This is a genomic window from Streptomyces sp. NBC_00223 (assembly GCF_036199905.1).
Classification (GTDB): Bacteria; Actinomycetota; Actinomycetes; order Streptomycetales; family Streptomycetaceae; genus Actinacidiphila.
In genome coordinates, this window is record NZ_CP108109.1 from 2,540,205 (window position 1) to 2,560,346 (window position 20,142).

A 20,142-nucleotide genomic window follows, 5' to 3' on the forward strand; every position below is an offset into this window, starting at 1 on the left:
CATTGAGCGCGTGGACATGAAGCTCAACAAGAAGGCCGTACGCGCCGGGGTCGTCACCGCCGCTACGACGATGATGCTGCTGGTGTCGTCCCCCGCGTTCGCGCTGGCCCGCGACGACGGCGACGACCCGGGTTCCGGCCTCAGTGTCATCCAGACGCTCGGGCTGTTCGTGGCCTGCCCGCTGGTCCTGTTCGGGATCATCGCGGGCGTGATCATGGTGACCGACAAGTCCCACAGGACGCACGACTGAGGCTCCGCCTCACCGGCCCAGCCCCCGAAGCGCCGTCCGACCGGGCGCGGCGGGGGCTCAGTGCTGCCCGGAACCGGACGGCGCCGGCGAAGCGGGGGCGGAGGGCGCCCGGGAACGCTATGTGTGCGGGCGGTCGCCGTACTCCTGGCGGGGGAAGCGCTGTTCGGCCCCCGGCAGGGCCGGCTTCGGCAGCGTCGCGACCTCCTCCTTCGCCCTGGCCAGCTGGTCGGCCGTGTCCTCCGGCAGCCGCGGCGGCAGCGGCCGGGCGTCCGAGAAGCGGAACGCCGAGGTCAGATCGCCGAACGTACGCCGCCGCCACTGGCTGATGTTGGGCTCCTCGACACCGGTGAAGTGTTCGAGGAAGCGCAGCGCCGAGGTGTGGTCGAAGGTCTCGCTCGCCACCCAGCCGCCGACCGTCCACGGCGAGACGATGATCGCCGGGACCCGGAAGCCGCCGCCGATCGGCAGCCCCTGCACATACTCGTCCGGGGTGCCCTCCTTGGGGTTGGGCGGGACGACATGGTCGAAGAGGCCGTCGTTCTCGTCGTAGCTGAGGATGAACGCGGTCTTGGCCCACACCTTCGGGTTGGCCGCGATGGCCTCGATCTTCTGGGCCACGAAGTCCGCTCCGGCGGCGGGCAGATAGTCGGGGTGCTCCGACTGGTAGCTGGTCGGCATGATCCAGGAGACCGCCGGCAGCCGGTCGTTGCGTGCGTCGTCCTCGAAGGTGCCCTCGGGCTGCGGGCGCACCCCGCGCTCGTACAGCTGCGACCCGGGCTGGGCGTCCTTGAAGCTCTGGAAGCGCTCCAGGACGTTGCAGCCGTAGTCGTCCTCCTGCTGGTAGACCTTCCAGCTGACGCCCGCCGCCTGGAGCCGTTCGGCGTAGGTGGTCCAGCGGTACGGCGTCGGAGCGGTGTTGTTGGTGATCGGGCCGCCCAGGGTGCCCGCGGCGTCAATGCTCGCGGTCATCCAATACAGCCGGTTGGGCCAGGTGGGACCCATCACCGAGGAGAAGTAGTGGTCGCAGATGGTGAAGGTCTCGGCGAGGGCGAACTGGAAGGGGATGTCCTCGCGGGTGTAGTAGCCCATCACATAGGGGCCGTTGGCGCCGTCAGCGGCGCGGTGCGCGGGCAGCCACTGGTCCATCTCGCCGTTGTTCCAGGCCCGGTGCTGCACGGCCCAGGCGTGGCTGGTGGAGGGGATGGCCTGGGCGCTGCTGCTCGTGGTGTCCAGATGGAAGGGGAGCAGATAGCCCTCGGGGTTGACGTCGTCGGGCTGGTAGAAGACCGAACGCCCGGTGGACAGGATCCGCGCCTGCGGGTCGCCGAAGCCGCGGACGCCCGAGAGCGTGCCGAAGTAGTGGTCGAACGAACGGTTCTCCTGCATCAGCAGCACGACGTGCTCGATGTCGCGGATCGAGCCGCGGCGGGGCGGACCGGCCGCGACGGCCTTCTGCACGCTGGGCGGCAGCAGGGACAGCGCCGCGGCGCCGCCGACGGCACCCGCCGCCGATCCGAGGAGCCTGCGTCGCGTCAACTCGGCCATGAACGTTCCTCCTTGAGCTGTCGGGTCCGGGGGCGCGGCTGTCGGGCCCCCTGGCACCTTCCCGGGGGTCGGGCGTGGGGCGATGGAGGTTCCAGGTGAACAAGTGGCCAATGTGCAAAGAGTGGTTGAGCACACAGTGCAGCCTCCGGCCGAGTCGCCACGACCGACGCGCCCGGCGGACCGCGGAGCCGCGCTCAAGATCATCCGGCTGGACGTACGGCGGGCCGGGACGCAACAGTGCCCCGGGTGATCACACCCGGGGCACCGCCGTACGTCCTGCCTCGCGGACTCAGCCCGCGGCCGCCGCGTCCGCGGCCCGGGCCTTCAGCGCGCGCTCCACACCGGAGCGGGACTCCACGACCAGCCGGCGCAGCGCCGGAGCCGGCTCGGAGCTCGCCAGCCAGGCGTCGGTGGCGTCCAGCGTGGCCTGCGAGACCTGGAGCGAGGGGTAGAGCCCGACCACGACCTGCTGGGCCATCTCGTAGCTGCGCGAGTCCCACACCTGCTTGACCGCCGCGAAGTAGCGCTCGGTGTAGGGGGCGAGCAGTTCACGCTGGTCGGCCTGCGCGAAGCCGTGGATGACGGCTTCCTGCACGGCGTTCGGCAGCTTCTCGTGCTCCACCACCGAGGCCCACACCTCAGCCTTGGCCTCCGCGCTCGGCCGGGCCGCCCGCGCGGCCGCCGCGTGCTCCTCGCCGGCCGAGGTCGGGTCGCGTACGAGCTCCGCGTCGATCGCCTCCTCGCCGGCCCGGCCGGTCGCGGCCAGCCGGGTCAGCAGCGCCCAGCGCAGATCGGTGTCCACGGTCAGGCCCTCGTACGACACGCCGCCGTCCAGCAGTCCGGCGAGGATGTCCAGCTGCTCGGGGGTACGGGCGGTCAGCGCGAACGCCCGGGCCCAGGCGAGCTGGTGGTCGCTGCCGGGGGCGGCGGCCGTCAGCTCCCGGAGCGCCGCCTCGGTCCAGCGGGCGAGCCCGGTCTCCCGCCACGCCGGGTCCGCGTACATCTCCAGCGCCAGCTTGGCCTGGCGGTGCAGGGACTGCACCACGCCGATGTCGGTCTCCTTACCGATGCCGTGCAGCACCAGGTCCAGATAGTCGCGGGCGGCCAGCTCACCGTCGCGGGTCATGTCCCAGGCGGCCGCCCAGATCAGCGCGCGCGGCAGCGACTCGGTGAAGTCCCCCACGTGGTCGCGGACCACGGCGAGCGACCGCTCGTCGAGCCGCACCTTCGCGTACGACAGGTCGTCGTCGTTGAGCAGGATCACATCGGGCCTGCGGGTCCCGGCGAACTCCGGCACCTCGGTCAGGGCGCCGTCCACGTCCAGCTCGACCCGGCGGGTGCGGACCAGCCGGCCCTCGGTGAGGTCGTAGGCGCCCACCGCGATCCGGTGCGGCCGCAGCACGGCCACGCCCTTGGCGCCGACGGGCAGGTCAGGGGCCTCCTGGCGTACGGCGAAGGAGGTGACGACCCCGTCCGCGTCCACCGTCAGCTCCGGGCGCAGCACATTGATCCCGGCGGTCTCCAGCCACGCCTTCGACCAGGTCCGCAGATCGCGCCCGGAGGTCTCCTCCAGCGCGCCCAGCAGGTCGGGCAGCCGGGTGTTCCCCCACGCGTGCCGCCGGAAGTACGCCTGCACGCCCGCGAAGAACTCGTCCTGGCCGACGTACGCGACGAGCTGCTTGAGCACGGACGCGCCCTTGGCGTACGTGATCCCGTCGAAGTTGACGAGCACGTCGTCCAGGTCGTTGATCTCCGCCATGATCGGGTGGGTGGACGGCAGCTGGTCCTGCCGGTACGCCCAGGTCTTCATCGAGTTGGCGAAGGTCGTCCAGGCGTGCGGCCACTTCGAGCCGGCGGCGGACGCCTGGCAGGCGATCGAGGTGTAGGTGGCGAACGACTCGTTCAGCCACAGGTCGTTCCACCACTCCATGGTGACCAGGTCGCCGAACCACATGTGCGCCAGCTCGTGCAGGATCGTCTCCGCGCGCGCCTCGTACGCGGCGTCGGTGACCTTCGAGCGGAAGACGTACTGGTCGCGGATGGTGACCGCGCCCGCGTTCTCCATCGCGCCCGCGTTGAACTCCGGGACGAACAGCTGGTCGTACTTGGCGAACGGGTAGGCGCAGCCGAACTTCTCCTCGAACCAGTCGAAGCCCTGCCGGGTCACCGCGAAGATCTCCTCCGCGTCCAGGTGCTCGGCGAGCGAGGGCCGGCAGTAGACGCCGAGCGGTACGCTGCGGCCGTCGCCCTCCCAGCTGCTGTGCACCGAGGCGTACGGGCCGACGATCAGCGCGGTGATGTACGTCGAGATGCGCGGGGTCGGCTCGAAGACCCACACACCGTCGGCCGGGGGCTCGGGGGTGGGCGAGTTGGAGACGACGGTCCAGCCGACGGGGGCCTTCACGGTGAACGCGAAGGTCGCCTTGAGATCGGGCTGTTCGAAGGCGGCGAAGACCCGCCGGGCGTCCGGTACTTCGAACTGCGTGTACAGATATGCCTGCTTGTCGACCGGGTCGACGAACCGGTGCAGGCCCTCACCGGTGTTCGTGTACGCGCACTCGGCGACGACCCGCAGCTCGTTTCCGCCCGCCCGCAGGGACGTCAGCGCGATCCTGGAGTCCGCGAAGACGTCCGCGGGGTCGAGCGGCTCACCGTTCAGCACGATCTCGCGCACAGTGGGCGCGACCAGGTCGATGAAGGTCGATCCCGCTTCCCGGACGTCGAACCGCACGGTCGTCTCCGAGCGGAACGTACCTCCGTCCTGGGCGCCGCTCAGGTCGAGCTCGATCGTGTAAGCGTCCACGCTCAGAAGGCGCGCACGCTCCTGCGCCTCCTCGCGCGTGAGGTTCGTACCAGCCACGGCGGGCCACTCCTTCTCTTCTCGCCTGGTGAGACGCCCATCCTCGCACGCGCCCCCTTCCCCCGCGCCGCGCGCCCGCTCCGCGGGTTCCGTTTTCCCACCGCGCCCGCCCGCCGGTACCGGTGGGCCGGCGTCCGCGGGTCCCGCGCCCGCCGTCACCGGCACATTCGTCGACGCCGAGGCCGTCCGACGTTGACACGCACGGGACCCGAGTGATGGGCTCGCGTTCCGCCTTCGCCGCCCCACCGGAAGGGACACCGTGCTGCGCAGGACCTCCGCCGTAGCAGTCATGGCCACCGTCTTCGGCGGCTGGCTCGGTCAGGCGCCCGCTCTCGCGGACCAGAGCCCCGCGACGCACCCGGCCGGCGCCACCTCGCCGACCGAGCAGGGCTCCACGGCTCCGGCCGTGTGGCCCAAGCCCCAGTCCCTGCGCGCGCAGGGCGACTTCGCCCGGGTCACCCCGCGGGTCACGCTCGTGACGGACCCGGCCGACAACCCCGACCCGTACGCGCTCGACGTCGTCGAGGACGCGCTGCGCGCCGCGGGCGCGGGCACGGTCACACGGGCGCACACCCCGGGCCCCGGTCTGGCCGTCTATCTGGGCACCGCGGCCGCCGGTCCGCTCGCCGGGCTCGGCGCCCCCGCCACGGGCGACCTGCCGGCGGGCGGCTACCGGCTGGCCGTCAGCGGCGCCGTGATCGCCATGGACGGGGTCGGCGACGACGGCCTCTTCCACGCCGCCCAGACCCTCCGTCAGCTCACGACCACCGAGAACGGCGAGGACGGCAAGAACGGCGAGAAGGGCTTCGCCGCCGTCGTGGTCAGGGACTGGCCCACCGCCCCCGTGCGCGGCGTCACGGAGGGCTTCTACGGCGTGCCGTGGACCCAGTCCCAGCGGCTGGCCCAGCTGGACTTCCTGGCCCGCACCAAGCAGAACCGCTTTCTGTACGCGCCGGGCGACGACCCCTACCGCCAGGCGCAGTGGCGCGAGCCCTACCCGGCCGGTCAGCGGGCCGACTTCCGCGCGCTGGCCCGGCGGGCCCAGCAGGACCATGTCACGCTCGCCTGGGCCGTCGCGCCGGGACAGGCGATGTGCTTCTCCTCACGGGACGACCAGCGCGCGCTGGAGCGCAAGCTCGACGCGATGTGGGCGCTGGGCGTGCGGGCGTTCCAACTCCAGTTCCAGGACGTGAGCTACAGCGAGTGGCACTGCGGCGCGGACGCGGCCCGCTTCGGCACCGGCCCGGACGCGGCCGCCCGCGCGCAGGCGAGCACGGCCAACGCGACGGCCGCCTACCTCGCCGACCGGTACGGCGCCGACGCGCCCGAACTCTCCCTGCTGCCCACCGAGTTCTACCAGGACGGCCCGACCCCGTACCGGACCGCGCTGGCCAAGGCGCTCGATCCGGCGGTCGAAGTGGCCTGGACCGGCGTCGGGGTGCTGCCCGCGACCATCACCGGCGCCCAAGTGGCGGGCGCCAAGGCCGCGTTGCGGCACCCGCTGCTGACCGTCGACAACTACCCGGTCAACGACTTCGCGCCCGGCCGGCTCTTCCTCGGCCCCTACACCGGCCGTGAGCCCGCCGTCGCGACGGTCTCCGCCGGGCTGCTGGCGAGCGCGATGCAGCAGCCGACCGCGTCGCGCGTTCCGCTCTTCACGGCGGCCGACTTCGCCTGGAATCCCCGGGGTTACGACCCGGCGGCGTCCTGGCGGGCCGCGATCGACGACCTGGCGGGCGGCGACCCGGCCGCCCGCGCGGCGCTGGGCGCGCTCGCCGGGAACGAGACGTCGTCCGCGCTCGGCGGCGAGGAGTCGGCCTATCTGCGGCCGCCGATCGAGGAGTTCGGGTCCGCGCTGGACGGCGCGGACCCGGCCCGGCTCACCGCCGCCGAGCAGAAGCTGCGGTCCGCCTTCACGGTCATGCGCACCTCCCCCACGGCCCTCGGCGGCCTGGCGGACGGCACCTTCGGCGACGAGGTACGGCCCTGGCTCGACCGTCTGTCGCGCTACGGCTCGGCGGGCGGGCACGCCCTCGACATGCTGATGGCCCAGGCGCGGGGCGACGACACCGCCGCGTGGCGGGCCCGGCAGGCGCTGGACCGGGACCGCGGCGCGCTGGCCCAGGGCACCGCCACGGTCGGCGAGCAGACCCTCGACGGCTTCCTGTCCCGCGCGGTGGACGACGGCGACGCCTGGAGCGGGCTGCGCGCGGACGGCCGCACCGCCACGACCACGATGTCCTCCGGGCACGGCACCGACCCGTCCGCGATGGTCGACGGCAAGGACACCACCGCCTGGTCCAGCGACGCCCCGCCGCAGCCGGACGACTCCTTCGGGGTCGACCTCGGCACGTCGCGGCCGGTCGGCTCGGTGCGGATCACCATGGGCGACGGCAGCGGCTCCGACGACTTCCTGCACGACGCGGTCCTGGAGATCGCCGACGACGGCACCGGCTGGCGGCGTATCGGCGTCTACCACGACCGGGCGGTGATCACCGCGACCCTCCCCGAGGGCACCCGGGCCCGCCAGGTGCGGCTGCGCGCAACCGGCACCCAGCCGGGCGCGGTGACCGTAAGGGAGTTCGCCGTGGCCCTGACCGGCGCGGCCGCCCCCACGGCCACCGGCGGCGCACACGCCGCCGCGGTGGTGGACGGCGACCTGTCCACGGGCGCCGGGCCAGGCCCGGTGACCGTCGACTTCGGCGGCGCCCGGGTGCTGGACACCGTGACGGTCGCGACCACCGGGCGGACCGCCGCCGACCTCACCGACGGCGGTCCCCCGCCGGGACCGCCGGACGCCGAGACCCCGCCGGCCGCCCATCCGGAGCCCGGGGAGCACCCCGCGCCCGCGCCCGTCTCCGTCGACGTCCGTCTGGCCGACGGCGGCTGGCGCCGGATCGGGGTCCTGGACGGCGGCTGGACGGAGCTGCCCGCCGGGGTGCGGGCCGACGCCGTACGGCTCTCGGACGGTGACGGGGTGCGCGAGGTCGTGCCGTGGTTCGCGGACGCGCCCCGGGTGACGGCCGACCGGCCGGAGGTGGACGCCGAGGCCGGCGGCCCGGCGGCCACCGTGACCCTCGGGGTCGCCTCCGGACTGCCCCGCGACACCACGGCCGCCGTCACGGCCGACGACGTGCCGAAGCCGCTGCGGGTGACGGTCCCCGCCTCGGCCGCCCTGCGCCGAGGCGCCACCACCGCCGTACCGCTGCGGATCGCGGTACCCGCGGGCACCGCCCCCGGCACGTACTCCGTCCCGGTCCGCGTCACCGTGGACGGCAGGACCGTCGAGCGGCGGGTCACCGTACGCACGCATCCGCGTACCGGCGGGCCGGACCTCGTGCCCGGCGGGTGGGCGACCTCGTCCGGGAACGAGACGGCCGACTTCCCCGCCGCGCACGTGACCGACGGCGATCCGGCGACCCGCTGGTCCTCACCCGTCGAGGACGACGCCTGGGTGCAGGTCGAGCTGGCCGCCCCGGCGAAGGTGGGCCGGGTGGAGCTGAGCTGGCAGGACGCCTACGCCGCGGCCTACGACGTGCGGACCTCGGCGGACGGCGTGACCTGGCGGACCGCGGCGAGCGTCACCGCCGGCGGCGGGGGCCACGAGACCGTGTGGCTCGACTCCCCCGCCGACACCCGCTTCCTGCGGGTGCAGGGGGTGCGCCGGGCCACCAAGTACGGCTACTCGCTGTACGGCATTCAGGCGTACGCGGCCGCGGGGTGACCTCGCGCGCAGGCCGCGAAGCACCCCGTGACACACGAAAGCCCGGATCTCAGGCTGATATGCCGTCGATCCGGGCCAGGGCGTCGTCCGCGCCGAAAGGTTGCAGGTATGGCAACCAGCGCGGGTCCCGGTGACCGGTCCCGATGATCCGCCAGGCGAGCCCGGACGGCGGGGCCGGTTGATGGCGCAGCCGCCAGCCCAGCTCGGCCACATGGCGGTCCGCCTTCACGTGGTTGCAGCGTCTGCACGCCGCCACCACGTTGTCCCAGGCGTGCTGTCCGCCGCGGCTGCGCGGGATGACGTGGTCGACGCTGGTGGCGGCGGCTCCGCAGTACGCGCACTTGCCGCCGTCGCGGGCGAAGAGTGCTCGGCGGGTGAGAGGCACGGTGCCACGAAAGGGCACCCGGACGAATTTGGTGAGTTTCACCACACTTGGCGCGGGCAGCGCCGTGGTCTCGCTGTGCAGATAGGCGCCGGATTCCTCTAGGCACACGGCCTTGTTGTTGAGCACGAGGACAAGCGCACGGCGGAGCGGTACGACGCCGAGCGGCTCGTACGACGCGTTCAGGACCAGGACATGCGGCACGGATGCCTCCTTTAACGCCGGCGGCGCGTGGCTCGCGCCGGGACGATCTGCGTCAAGTCTCTCCGGAAGGCGGTCCGGCGCGCCACCATGCCCGGGTAACGGACCGAGGGTGTTTTGCGGCACACCGGCCCGCGCGGGGCCCGTACCGCCCCTCGTATCCCCGGCGCGGCGGGCGTTCCGCCCGGGTGAACGCGGGCCGGGAGAGGCCGGGGAGAGGAACGTCCGGCGGCTAGATTGGAAGCTCGTTCCACGCCCTACGGAGGTCCCCGCCCGTGTCCAGCGCGACGCCCAGTGCCGACACACCCCTCGACAGCGTGCCGCGCTCGGCCGCCCAGGCCGGCAGCTGGGTGGACGAGAACTGGGCCGACTGGCTCAACGCGGGGCTGCGCATCCTGCTCATCGTGGCCATAGCGGTCGTGCTGCGCTCGGTGGTCCGGCGGACCATCAGCCGGCTCATCGACCGGATGAACCGGGGCGCGGAGGCCGCGGCGAACACCACGCTCGGCGGGCTGCTGGTCAACGCCGAGCGGCGCAAGCAGCGCAGCGAGGCGATCGGCTCGGTGCTCAGGAGCGTCGCGTCCTTCCTCATCCTGGGCACGGCCGCGCTGACCGTGCTGTCGGTGCTGCGGATCAATCTGGCGCCGCTGCTGGCCAGCGCCGGGGTGGCCGGAGTGGCGATCGGCTTCGGCGCTCGGAACCTGGTCACGGACTTCCTGTCCGGCGTCTTCATGATCCTGGAGGACCAGTACGGCGTCGGGGACGTGATCGACGCCGGGGTGGCCAGTGGCACGGTGGTGGAGGTCGGCCTGCGGGTGACCAAGCTGCGCGGCGAGAACGGCGAGATCTGGTACGTGCGCAACGGCGAGGTCAAGCGGATCGGCAACCTCAGCCAGGGCTGGGCGACGGCCGTGGTGGACGTGCAGGTGGGCAGCGGCGAGGACCTGGAGCGGGCCCGGTCGGTGATCACGGCGGCGGCCGAGGCCCTGGCCAAGGAGGACCCCTGGGACGAGCGGCTCTGGGAGCCGGTCAAGGTGCTGGGCCTGGAGTCGGTGAACGCGGACTCGGTGGTGATCCGGGCGCAGGCCAGGACCACGCCCGGCCAGGCGTCCGCGGTGGAGCGGGAGCTGCGCTGGCGGATCAAGCAGGCGTTCGAGGAGGCGGGCATCGTGATCACCGGGGGCGCGACCGCCGCCACGGCGGCCCGCGAGCCCTCGGCCGAGGACGCCGAGGAGCAGGCGCCGGGTCAGGTGCCCGCGCAGGGGCACGGGCGGGGCTCCGCGGGCGCCCCGGCCGCCGCCGAGCCGGCTGCCGAGGCCCGCCCGTCCGCTCCCCCGCCGGCCGCCGGCGAGAACTGACCGCCGGCGTACTCCTCCGGCCGGGTTGGTAACGACTTGGCCGAAGGACCGGTGACTCCTCTTGACGCTCCGCCGATAACGGGCCTACCTTTCGTTTTGCCAATAGGAAACTTTCCTAACAGTGAACTGAGGGAGGATGGCGCGCATGGCTGGCACCCCTGGAACGCCGCGCGTACTGCGCGCCATGAACGACCGCGCCGCGCTCGACCTCCTCCTGGAGCACGGCACGCTCTCCCGCACCCGGATCGGCAAGCTCACCGGCCTGTCCAAGCCCACGGCCTCCCAGCTGCTGGCCAGGCTCGAAGCCGCCGGACTCGTCCTGGCCACCGGCACCACCGCCGGCCGCCCCGGCCCCAACGCCCAGCTCTACTCCGTCAACCCGGCGGCCGCCCATGTCGCCGGGCTCGATGTCAACACCGACCGGATCAGGGCCGCGGTCGCCGACATCACCGGCCGTACCGTCGGCACCTTCAAGCTGCTCACCCCGCACCGCCGGGCCGGCACCGCCGTCGAGCAGGTCGTCGAGGCGCTCGACGGAGCCGTCAAGGCCGCCGGGATCAGCCGGACCGATCTGCACCGAGTGGTCATCGGCACCCCCGGCGCCTTCGACCCGAGCACCGGACGGCTGCGCTACGCCAGCCATCTGCCCGGATGGCACTCCGCCAGCCTGCTCGACGAGTTCGCCGCGGCCCTGCCGATGCCGCTGGAGTACGACAACGACGTGAACCTCGCCGCGGTCGCCGAACAGCGGATCGGCGCGGCCCGGGGCCACGACGACTTCGTGCTGCTCTGGAACGAGGAGGGCATCGGCGCCGCCCTGGTGATAGGGGGCCGGCTGCACCGCGGACGCACCGGCGGCGCCGGCGAGGTCGGCTTCCTGCCGGTGCCCGGCACCCCGCTGGTCCGCAACGTCACCAAGGCCAACAACGGCGGCTTCCAGGAGCTCGCCGGCTGCAACGCCGTCGTGCGGATCGCCCGGGAACTCGGCATCACCGTCCCGGCAGGCACCCAGCAGGACGCCGCCGCGCAACTGCTCACCGACGCCGCCGCGCGGCACGAGGAGGACGGCGCCCACGCCGAACTGCTCGCCCGCTGCGCCACCGGCACCGCCATCGGCCTCGCCTCGCTCGTCGCCGTGCTCGACCCCGAACTCATCGTTCTCTCCGGTGAGGTGACCGTCGCCGGCGGGGAACCCCTGCGGGCGCTGATCCAGTCCGAACTGGCCGAACTGGCCGTACCCCGGCCCCGGCTGGTGCTCGGCGCCGTACAGCGCCACCCCGTACTGAGCGGCGCGCTGGAGAGCGCGCTCGCCACCACCCGCGACGAGGTGTTCGACACCTCCCGCTGACCCCCTGCCCCCGGACCCCCCGGTCCACCGCCCGGCCGAACGCGACGGCATCCTCCCCCGCCGTCGTGACGGCACCGCACACCCCAAGCACGCTCCAGCACACCCCCGTACACCCCGCCACACCCTCGTACCCCTTGATCCCGGAGGTAAAGCGCAGTGTCCCGTCTGACGAAAGCAGCCGCCGCGGTGGCGTCCGCTGCCGCGATTTCCCTGCTCGCGAGCGCGTGTACGGGCCAGAGCTCGACCACGGCCAGCGACGACGCCACCAAGGACGTCACCATCACCTTCTGGCACGGCTGGACCGCCCCCAACGAGCTGAAGGCGATCAACGACAACGTCGCCCGCTTCGAGAAGGCGCACCCCAACATCCACGTCAAGGTGCAGAGCAACATCACCGACGACAAGATCAACCAGGCGCTGCGGGCCGGCGGCGACAAGGCCCCCGACGTGGTCTCCTCCTTCACCACCGACAACGTCGGCAAGTTCTGCTCCTCCAACGCCCTCGCCGATCTGTCCTCCTTCCTCAAGAAGGACGCCATCGACCCGGAGACCACCTTCCCCAAGCCGATGCTGGAGTACACCCAGTACCAGGGACAGCGCTGCACCCTGCCGCTGCTCGGCGACGCGTACGGCCTGTACTACAACAAGAAGGAGTTCGCCGAGGCCGGGATCAGCGGCCCGCCCAAGACGCTCTCCGAGTTCAAGGCCGACGCGGTCAAGCTGACCAGGAGCAGCGGGGACTCGTACTCCCAGCTCGGCTTCATGCCGAACTTCCACGGCTACGAGTCCACCACCACGCACATGGCCGCGCAGTGGGGAGTGAAGTACTTCGACGCCGACGGCAAGTCCCAGGTCGCCAAGGACCCCGGCTTCGCCGCGATGTTCAACTGGCAGCAGGACATGGTCAAGTCGCTCGGCGGCTTCAAGAAGCTGGAGAAGTACCGCAACACCTTCGGTGACGAGTTCGGCGCCAAGAACCCGCTCCAGACCGGCCAGGTGGCCATGGGCATGGACGGCGAGTGGCGGCTCGGCATGGCCAAGGACGCCGGGATGGACGACCTCGGAGTGGCGCCCTTCCCGGTCCCCGACGACCAGGAGAGCACCTACGGCAAGGGCTATCTGTCCGGCACGATCATCGGCATCGCCAACAACAGCGCCAAGAAGAACGCGGCCTGGGAACTGGTGAAGTTCATGACCACCGACACCGACGCCGTGGTCTCCTTCGCCAACGCGATCCACAACGTGCCCTCCACGCTGGAAGCGCTCAAGTCGCCGAAGCTGGACGCCGACCCCGGCTTCCGCATCTTCATCGACATCGCCCAGAACGCGAACAGCACCACCACCCCGCCCAGCATCAACGGCGGCGCCTACCAGCTCACCCTCCAGGACTTCGGCTACGCCTACGAGGCCGGCAAGTCCAAGGACCTCACCACCGGTCTGCAGGGCGTCGACGCACAGGTCGACAAGGACATCGCGCAGGCCAAGTGATGAGCGCCGTCCACCCCCTGCTGAGAGCCAAGCGCCGCAAGGCCGCGCTCCGCAACCTCGCCTTCCTGTCCCCGTGGATCATCGGCTTCAGCGTCTTCTTCGCCTACCCGCTGCTGTCCACCGTCTACTTCTCGTTCATGCACTACGACGGGATCAACCCGCCGACATGGACCGGCGGCAAGAACTGGTCCTACGTCTTCAACGACTACCCCTTCTTCTGGCCCGCGCTGCGCAACACGCTGTGGCTGGTCGTGGTGATGGTGACCCTGCGGGTGATCTTCGGCCTGGGCATCGGGCTGCTGATCACCAAGATCAAGACAGGCGCGGGCTTCTTCCGTACGGCCTTCTACCTGCCGTACCTGGCCCCGCCGGTCGCCGCCACCATGGCGTTCGTCTTCCTGCTCAACCCCGGTACCGGGCCGGTGAACCACATACTCGGCGGGATCGGCATCCCGACCCCCGGCTGGTTCACCGACCCGCACTGGTCCAAGCCCGCGCTGACCATCCTGGCCGTGTGGGGCATCGGCGACCTGATGGTCATCTTCATGGCCGCGCTGCTCGACGTGCCCAAGGAGCAGTACGAGGCCGCCGAGCTGGACGGCGCCGGCGCCTGGACCCGCTTCCGGTACGTCACACTGCCCAACATCTCGCCGATCGTGATGTTCGCGGTGGTCACCGGGGTCATCCAGACGATGCAGTACTACACACAGCCACTGGTCGCCGGGAAGGTCGCCTCCGGCATCATCGGCAACTCGGGCCAGCAGTTCGAGCCCGGCTACCCCGACAAGTCGACCCTGACCCTGCCGCAGCTCGTCTACGAACGGGGCTTCCAGCGCTTCGACTACGGCTCCGCGTGCGTCATCGCGCTCGTGCTCTTCGTCCTGGCGATGGCGTTCACGGCCCTGCTGATGCGCCGCCGCAACGGCTTCCTGTCGGCGGAGGACTGATTTTCCCATGACCCATACGACTCTCGCCCCGCCCGCGCCGGCCCCCGCCGCACCCGGCATCGACCAGCGCGCCCGGCGCACCGCGCGGCGCAAGGAGTGGCTGCACTGGATCGCCGTGCACTCCCTGGGGATCGCCGCGGCCGCGTTCTTCGTGCTGCCGTTCGTCTTCGTCTTCCTCACCGCGGTGATGAGCGACAACCAGGCGCTCACCCGCGACCTGTGGCCGCACCCCTGGCACTGGTCCAACTTCCGCACGGTCTGGGACACCCCCGGCTTTCTGACCTGGTGGCGCAACACCCTGGTCTACGCGGTCTCCGGCACGGTGCTGACCGTGGTGTCCTCACTGCCGGTGGCGTACGCGCTGGCGAAGTTCCGCTTCCGCGGCCGTAATCTGATCATGGTCCTGGTGATCTCGACGATGATGCTGCCGCCGCAGGTGGTCATCATCCCGATGTACCTGTTCTGGACCAAGCAGATGGGGATGGACGGCACGCTGTGGCCGCTGATCATCCCGATGGCGTTCGGCGACGCGTTCACCATCTTCCTGCTGCGGCAGTTCCTGCTGACGATCCCGAAGGAGTACACCGAGGCCGCCCGGGTCGACGGCTGCGGCGAACTGCGCACGCTGCTCAAGGTCATCATCCCGATGATCAAGCCGGCCATCGCCGCGGTCGCCCTCTTCCAGTTCTTCTACTGCTGGAACGACTACTTCGGCCCGCAGATCTACGCCAGCTCCAACACGGCGGCGTGGACCCTCAGTTACGGATTGGAGTCCTTCAAGGGCGCACACCACACCAACTGGAATCTGACCATGGCGGCCACCGTTCTCGTGATGGCCCCGGTGATCGTGGTCTTCTTCTTCGCGCAAAAGGCCTTCATCGAAGGCGTGACCCTTACTGGAGTCAAGGGATGAAACTGGCAGTCGTGGGCGGTGGGTCCACGTATACACCCGAACTGATCGACGGGTTCGCGCGGTTGCGGGACACGCTGCCGGTCGAGGAACTGGTGCTGGTCGATCCGGCCGCCGACCGGCTGGAGCTGGTCGGGGGGCTGGCCCGGCGGATCTTCGCCAAGCAGGGGCACCCCGGGCGCATCGTGACCACCGACGACCTGGAAGCGGGGGTGGAGGGCGCCGACGCCGTCCTGCTCCAGCTGCGGATCGGCGGACAGGCCGCGCGCGACCAGGACGAGACATGGCCGCTGGAGTGCGGCTGCGTCGGCCAGGAGACCACCGGCGCGGGCGGCCTCGCCAAGGCGCTGCGCACGGTTCCCGTCGTGCTCGACATCGCCGAGCGGGTGCGCAGGGCCGCGCCCGACGCGTGGATCATCGACTTCACCAACCCCGTCGGCATCGTCACCCGCGCGCTGCTCCAGGCCGGGCACAAGTCGGTCGGCCTGTGCAACGTGGCGATCGGCTTCCAGCGCAAGTTCGCCAAGCTGCTGGACGTGACCCCCGAGCAGGTGCACCTCGACCACGTGGGGCTCAACCACCTCACCTGGGAGCGCGGGGTCCGGCTGGGCGGGCCGACCGGCGAGGACGTCCTGCCCAAGCTGCTGGCCGACCACGGCGACGACATCGCCGCGGACCTGCACCTGCCGCGCGCGGTGCTCGACCGGCTCGGCGTCGTGCCGTCGTACTACCTGCGCTACTACTACGCCCACGACGAGGTCGTACGCGAGCTGGGCACCAAGCCGTCGCGGGCCGCGGAGGTCGCCGCGATGGAGAAGCAGCTGCTGGAGATGTACGGCGACCCGGCGCTCGACGAGAAGCCGGAGCTGCTGTCCAAGCGCGGCGGCGCCTTCTACTCCGAGGCGGCGGTGGCCCTGGCCTCCTCGCTGCTGCGGAACACCGGCGACGTCCAGGTCGTCAACACGTACAACAACGGCACCCTGCCGTTCCTCGCGGACGACGCGGTGATCGAGGTGCCGGCCGTGGTGGACGGCACCGGCACCGCGCCGCTGCCGGTCGCGCCGCTCGACCCGCTGTACGCGGGGCTGATCGCGAACGTGACGGCGTACGAGGACCTGGCCCTGGAGGCGGCACTGCGCGGCGGCCGGGACCGGGTGTTCAAGGCGCTGCTGGCGCACCCGCTGGTCGGGCAGTTCGAGTACGCGGAGGCGCTGACCGACCGTCTGATCGCCCACAACCGGGAGCACCTGGCGTGGGCGTGACTCTCCCCCCGGGCCGCCCGCCCGGGAGCGATCCCCATCAGGGCCGCCCGCCCGCGAGCGAGCCGGAACCGCTCGTACCCGGCGGTGTCCTCGCCGTCGACGCGGGCAACAGCAAGACCGACGTCGCGCTGGTCGCCGCCGACGGGACGGTGCTCGGCACCGCCCGCGGCGGCGGGTTCCAGCCGCCGGTCGTCGGGATCGACACGGCCGTCGGGGAGGTCGCCCGCATCGTCGCGCGCGCGGCCGCCGACGCGGGGCTGCCCGCGGGCGGCGGCCGGCCGCTGGTCGAGCACACCTCGGCGTGCCTGGCCAACGCGGATCTGCCGGTCGAGGAGGAGCAGCTCCAGCAGGCCGTGCACGCGCGCGGCTGGGCGCGTACGACATGGGTCGCCAACGACACGTTCGCGATACTGCGGGCGGGGGTGGACGAGCCTCGGGGCGTCGCGGTGGTGTGCGGCGCGGGGATCAACTGCGTCGGCATGCTGCCGGACGGGCGTACCGCGCGCTTCCCGGCCATCGGGAAGATCTCCGGTGACTGGGGCGGCGGTTCGGGCCTCGCGGAGGAGGCCCTGTGGTTCGCCGCCCGCGCGGAGGACGGGCGCGGTGAGCCGACCGCGCTGGCGACGGCGCTGCCGGCGCACTTCGGTCTTGACTCGATGTACGGGCTCATCGAGGCGCTGCATCTGGAGCGCATACCGGCGGCCCGCAGATACGAGCTGACGCCGGTGCTCTTCGCGGCCTCGGACGCCGGGGACGCGGTGGCCAGGTCGATTCTCGACCGGCAGGCCGAGGAGATCGTGGCGCTGGCGTCGGTCGCGCTGGGCCGGCTCGGGCTGCTGGAGGAGCCGGCGGACGTCGTGCTCGGCGGCGGGGTGATGGCGGCGCGGAACCCGTATCTGATGGCGGCGGTGACCGAGCGGCTGGCGGCTCGGGCGCCGAAGGCCCGTCCCCATGTGGTGACGGCGCCGCCGGTGCTGGGCGCCGCGCTGCTGGGCCTCGACCACACGGCGGCGCCGCCGGCCGCGCACGCGGCGCTGCGCGCCCACTACGCGTAGGCCCCTTCCGGCCCGGCCCGCTCCCCCGGGCCGCCGGCGGGGGCTTGCGCGCGGTCGCCGGGCCCGCCCCGCGCGTCCGCCGTACGGCCCGCGCCGCCACCCGCCGCCCTCCGGGTGGCGGCGCGACCGCGTGCGGGACATTCGGGGCGCGGGCGGGGAACCGCGCGGGTGCGCGCGGCGTGGTGGCGGGTGGGGGCCGCACCGCATCGCCGAACCGGTGTGGAGTGTTGCGGCCGGCGGCAGCCATACTGCTCGCTGAGAGCGTGACTTCCGCGGACGCGGTGGTTCGGTGGTGGGGGAGGGTATGTGACGCATACGCCGACAGGGGGCCCGGACATACAGGGGCCGGCCGTCGCGCTGCCCGAACAGCGCGGGGCGCGCCGCCGGGCCTGGGTGGAGTCGGCCGAGCGGCTGCGCGCCGCGGCCACCACCGAGCCGGGCCGGCTGCGTCTGATCGGTGCCGTGCTCGCGGTCCTGGTCGTGGCGTTCGGCGCGGTCACCGCGTGGCAGGTCGCCGACCGCGCGGCCGCCGCGGACAACGTCGTGCACCACAGCGAGCCGCTGAGCGCGAAGGCCGCCGAGATCTACCGCTCCCTCGCGGACGCCGACGCGACCGTCGCGGGCGGCTTCCTGGTCGGCGGTCAGGAGCCGAAGAGCGCCTCGGACCGGTACCAGAAGGACATCGACACCGCCGCGAGGCTGATCACGGAGGCCGCGGCGAACAGCCAGGGCTCCGCCGAGGCCGCCGAGCAGATCGCCTCGCTCAACCGCCAACTGCCCTCCTACACCCAGTGGGTGGCGACCGCCCAGGCCGACAACCGGCAGGGCCTGCCGCTGGGCGGCGCGTATCTGCGGTACGCCGACGAGCAGATGCGGATGGACGGCGGTCTGCTGGACGCGGCCGACAAGCTCTACCAGGCGGAGACCGAGCGGCTGGGCCACGACTACGGCCGGGCGAAGGCGCTGCCGTACGCGGCCTGGGCGCTGGGTCTGCTCGCGCTGGGCGCGCTGGTGTGGGCGCAGCGGCGGCACTACCGGCGTACCAACCGGGTGTTCAACCAGGGTCTGCTGGCCGCCAGCGCGGCCTGCGCGGTGGTCCTGCTGTGGCTGGTGGCCGGGCACACGCTGGCCCGCAGCCAGCTGTCCGACTCGTACGCGCACGGCGCGAAGTCGATGCAGGTGCTCAACAACGCGCGGATCGGGGTGCTCCAGGCCCGCGGTGACGAGAATCTGACGCTGGTGGCGCGCGGTTCCGGTGACTCGTACGAGACCAACTTCGCCAAGGGCATGACGGATCTGGCGGGCGAGGACCCCAAGGGTGTGGGCGGTGAGCTGGCGCAGGCGCTGGCGCTGGCCGACAACGAGGCGGGCCGGGCCCCGGTGAACGCCGCGATCCAGGGGGTGCGGGCCTGGCGCGGCCGGCACACCACGGCCCGGGCCAGTGACGACGGCGGGGACTACACCACGGCGGTCGCCGAGGTGATCGGCGGCAAGGACAGCCACGGCAGGACGGTGACCGAGACGACCGGGCAGTGCTTCGACAAGGTCGACGCGAGCCTGGAGCAGGCGGTCGGGCACGAGCAGGACGAGTTCCGCAAGGCCGCGAACAGCGGCCGGGGCGCGCTGTCGCTGCTGCCGTACGGCGCCGGGCTGCTGGCCGTGCTGGCGGCGGCGGGCGCGCTGCTCGGCATCGGGCGCCGTCTTTCGGAGTACCGGTGAGCGGCGTGCGGAACGGAACGGGTGGACCCCGGAGGGGAGTTGCGATGGGCGCCGGACTGCGCGGGTGGGGCGGGGTCGCGGCGATGGCGGCGGCCTGCGCGCTGGCCGTCACCGCGGCGCTGACCCCGCTGGGCGATCACGGGGGCGCGACGCCGGGGAGCTCCGGGTCCTCGACGACGCGGGCGAACTACGCGTCGGCGCTGGACTCGCTTGACAAGCAGGACAGTTGCCGGGACCCGGAGGCCAGTCTCGACCCGGCGTCGGGTACGACGGACGGCGCGGCGGTGCAGCGCATCAGGGACCGCGACCGGCTGGTGGTCGGGGTGGACCAGAACAGCTATCTGTGGGGCTTCCGCGACCCGGCGACGGGCCGGATCGCCGGTTTCGACATCGACATCGTGCGGGCCATCGCGCAGGACATCCTCGGCGACCCGTCCAAGGTGCAGTATCTGACCGTGCCGACCGCCCAGCGCGTCGCCATGATCCAGCAGCACAAGGTCGACATGGTGGTCCGCACGATGACCGTCAACTGCGAGCGGATCAAGGAAGTCGCCTTCTCCACCGCGTACTTCGAGGCCGGGCAGCAGATCCTGGCCCCCAGGTCCTCGGCCGTCACGGGCTACGACCGTTCGCTCAAGGGCCGGACGATCTGCACGGCGACCGGTTCGACCGGTGAGGCCAGGCTGAAGGACAAGGAGAAGGGCGCCGCGTCACTCGGCGCGAAGTACATCACCGTACCCAATCAGCTGGACTGTCTGGTGCGGCTCCAACTCGGCCTGGCCGACGCGGTGTTCACCGACAACGCGCTGGCCGCGGGGCAGGCCGCGCAGGACCCGTCGGTGCATCTGGTGGGCGAACCGGTCACCGAGGAGCCGTACGGTGTGGCCATGAACCTCGCGGACCAGGATCTGGTACGCAGGGTCAATCAGGTGCTGAACGCCTACCGGGCGGGCGGTTCCACGAGCCCGTGGATGCGCAGTTACGACAAGTGGCTCGCCGCGGATCTGCCGGGGATCGGCGGGCCGCCCGAGCCGAAGTACAAGTGAACACCGACGTACAGGTGAGCACCGGCACAAGGGTGAACACACAGCGG

General features: G+C 72.2%; 14 protein-coding genes. 11 read left to right on the forward strand and 3 right to left on the reverse strand.

All coding sequences use genetic code 11. The features are described 5' to 3' along the window. Positions 1-16 precede the first annotated feature (16 nt). Positions 17-250: a hypothetical protein gene (locus tag OHA30_RS10620; RefSeq protein ID WP_328917811.1), complete on the forward strand. Its 234-nt coding sequence runs from the start codon at positions 17-19 to the stop codon at positions 248-250. Positions 251-367: 117 nt separating this feature from the next. Here OHA30_RS10620 and OHA30_RS10625 read toward each other — a convergent pair whose 3' ends face one another. Next, a complete protein-coding gene (locus tag OHA30_RS10625) occupies positions 368-1,795 on the reverse strand; it encodes an alkaline phosphatase family protein (RefSeq protein WP_328913571.1) in 1,428 nt (475 codons plus the stop codon). Positions 1,796-2,084: 289 nt separating this feature from the next. Further along, the gene (gene pepN / locus OHA30_RS10630; protein WP_328913572.1) at positions 2,085-4,655 is read right to left on the reverse strand and encodes an aminopeptidase N; all 2,571 of its coding nucleotides are present in this window, start codon (positions 4,653-4,655) and stop codon (positions 2,085-2,087) included. Between the two features lie 289 nt (positions 4,656-4,944). On the opposite strand from pepN, the gene OHA30_RS10635 reads away from it, so the two are divergent. Next, complete coding sequence (locus tag OHA30_RS10635; RefSeq protein ID WP_328913573.1) at positions 4,945-8,379, forward strand: beta-N-acetylglucosaminidase domain-containing protein; 3,435 nt, start codon at positions 4,945-4,947, stop codon at positions 8,377-8,379. 49 nt (positions 8,380-8,428) lie between these two features. Here OHA30_RS10635 and OHA30_RS10640 read toward each other — a convergent pair whose 3' ends face one another. Next, positions 8,429-8,965, reverse strand: a complete 537-nt coding sequence (locus OHA30_RS10640; RefSeq protein WP_328913574.1) for an HNH endonuclease — start codon at positions 8,963-8,965, stop codon at positions 8,429-8,431. Positions 8,966-9,237: 272 nt separating this feature from the next. Here OHA30_RS10640 and OHA30_RS10645 point away from each other — a divergent pair, with 272 nt between their 5' ends. From OHA30_RS10645 to OHA30_RS10685, 9 genes are all read left to right on the forward strand, one after another. Then, positions 9,238-10,320, forward strand: a complete 1,083-nt coding sequence (locus tag OHA30_RS10645; RefSeq protein WP_405785624.1) for a mechanosensitive ion channel family protein — start codon at positions 9,238-9,240, stop codon at positions 10,318-10,320. A 136-nt stretch (positions 10,321-10,456) separates the two neighbouring features. Continuing rightward, entirely contained in the window at positions 10,457-11,668 is a 1,212-nt protein-coding gene (locus OHA30_RS10650) for an ROK family transcriptional regulator (RefSeq protein ID WP_328913575.1), read from the forward strand. 156 nt (positions 11,669-11,824) lie between these two features. Continuing rightward, complete coding sequence (locus OHA30_RS10655) at positions 11,825-13,156, forward strand: ABC transporter substrate-binding protein (protein ID WP_328913576.1); 1,332 nt, start codon at positions 11,825-11,827, stop codon at positions 13,154-13,156. Then, positions 13,156-14,103, forward strand: a complete 948-nt coding sequence (locus OHA30_RS10660; protein WP_328913577.1) for a carbohydrate ABC transporter permease — start codon at positions 13,156-13,158, stop codon at positions 14,101-14,103. Before OHA30_RS10655 ends, OHA30_RS10660 begins: the two co-directional genes overlap by 1 nt. A gap of 7 nt (positions 14,104-14,110) precedes the next feature. Next, on the forward strand, positions 14,111-15,016 hold the full coding sequence (locus tag OHA30_RS10665; RefSeq protein WP_328913578.1) for a carbohydrate ABC transporter permease: 906 nt from the start codon (positions 14,111-14,113) through the stop codon (positions 15,014-15,016). Next, positions 15,013-16,275 carry a 6-phospho-beta-glucosidase gene (locus tag OHA30_RS10670; RefSeq protein ID WP_328913579.1) on the forward strand — a complete coding sequence of 421 codons (1,263 nt, stop codon included), beginning with the start codon at positions 15,013-15,015 and terminating at the stop codon, positions 16,273-16,275. The genes OHA30_RS10665 and OHA30_RS10670 overlap by 4 nt, the downstream gene beginning before the upstream one ends. Further along, the gene (locus OHA30_RS10675) at positions 16,266-17,330 is read left to right on the forward strand and encodes an N-acetylglucosamine kinase (RefSeq protein WP_328913580.1); all 1,065 of its coding nucleotides are present in this window, start codon (positions 16,266-16,268) and stop codon (positions 17,328-17,330) included. Before OHA30_RS10670 ends, OHA30_RS10675 begins: the two co-directional genes overlap by 10 nt. 306 nt (positions 17,331-17,636) lie before the next feature. Further along, a complete protein-coding gene (locus tag OHA30_RS10680; RefSeq protein WP_405785623.1) occupies positions 17,637-19,049 on the forward strand; it encodes a hypothetical protein in 1,413 nt (470 codons plus the stop codon). Between the two features lie 44 nt (positions 19,050-19,093). Next, entirely contained in the window at positions 19,094-20,095 is a 1,002-nt protein-coding gene (locus OHA30_RS10685; protein ID WP_328913581.1) for a glutamate ABC transporter substrate-binding protein, read from the forward strand. The last annotated feature ends 47 nt before the right edge of the window (positions 20,096-20,142 follow it).

Excerpts from the sequence above, each read along its gene's own strand:
- OHA30_RS10620 (WP_328917811.1), top strand. The coding sequence starts at position 17 with ATGAAGCTCAACAAGAAGGCCGTACGCGCCGGGGTCGTCACCGCCGCT.
- OHA30_RS10625 (WP_328913571.1), bottom strand. The coding sequence starts at position 1,795 with ATGGCCGAGTTGACGCGACGCAGGCTCCTCGGATCGGCGGCGGGTGCC.
- OHA30_RS10635 (WP_328913573.1), top strand. The coding sequence starts at position 4,945 with ATGGCCACCGTCTTCGGCGGCTGGCTCGGTCAGGCGCCCGCTCTCGCG.
- OHA30_RS10650 (WP_328913575.1), top strand. The coding sequence starts at position 10,457 with ATGGCGCGCATGGCTGGCACCCCTGGAACGCCGCGCGTACTGCGCGCC.
- OHA30_RS10660 (WP_328913577.1), top strand. The coding sequence starts at position 13,156 with ATGAGCGCCGTCCACCCCCTGCTGAGAGCCAAGCGCCGCAAGGCCGCG.
- OHA30_RS10665 (WP_328913578.1), top strand. The coding sequence starts at position 14,111 with ATGACCCATACGACTCTCGCCCCGCCCGCGCCGGCCCCCGCCGCACCC.
- OHA30_RS10670 (WP_328913579.1), top strand. The coding sequence starts at position 15,013 with ATGAAACTGGCAGTCGTGGGCGGTGGGTCCACGTATACACCCGAACTG.
- OHA30_RS10685 (WP_328913581.1), top strand. The coding sequence starts at position 19,094 with ATGGGCGCCGGACTGCGCGGGTGGGGCGGGGTCGCGGCGATGGCGGCG.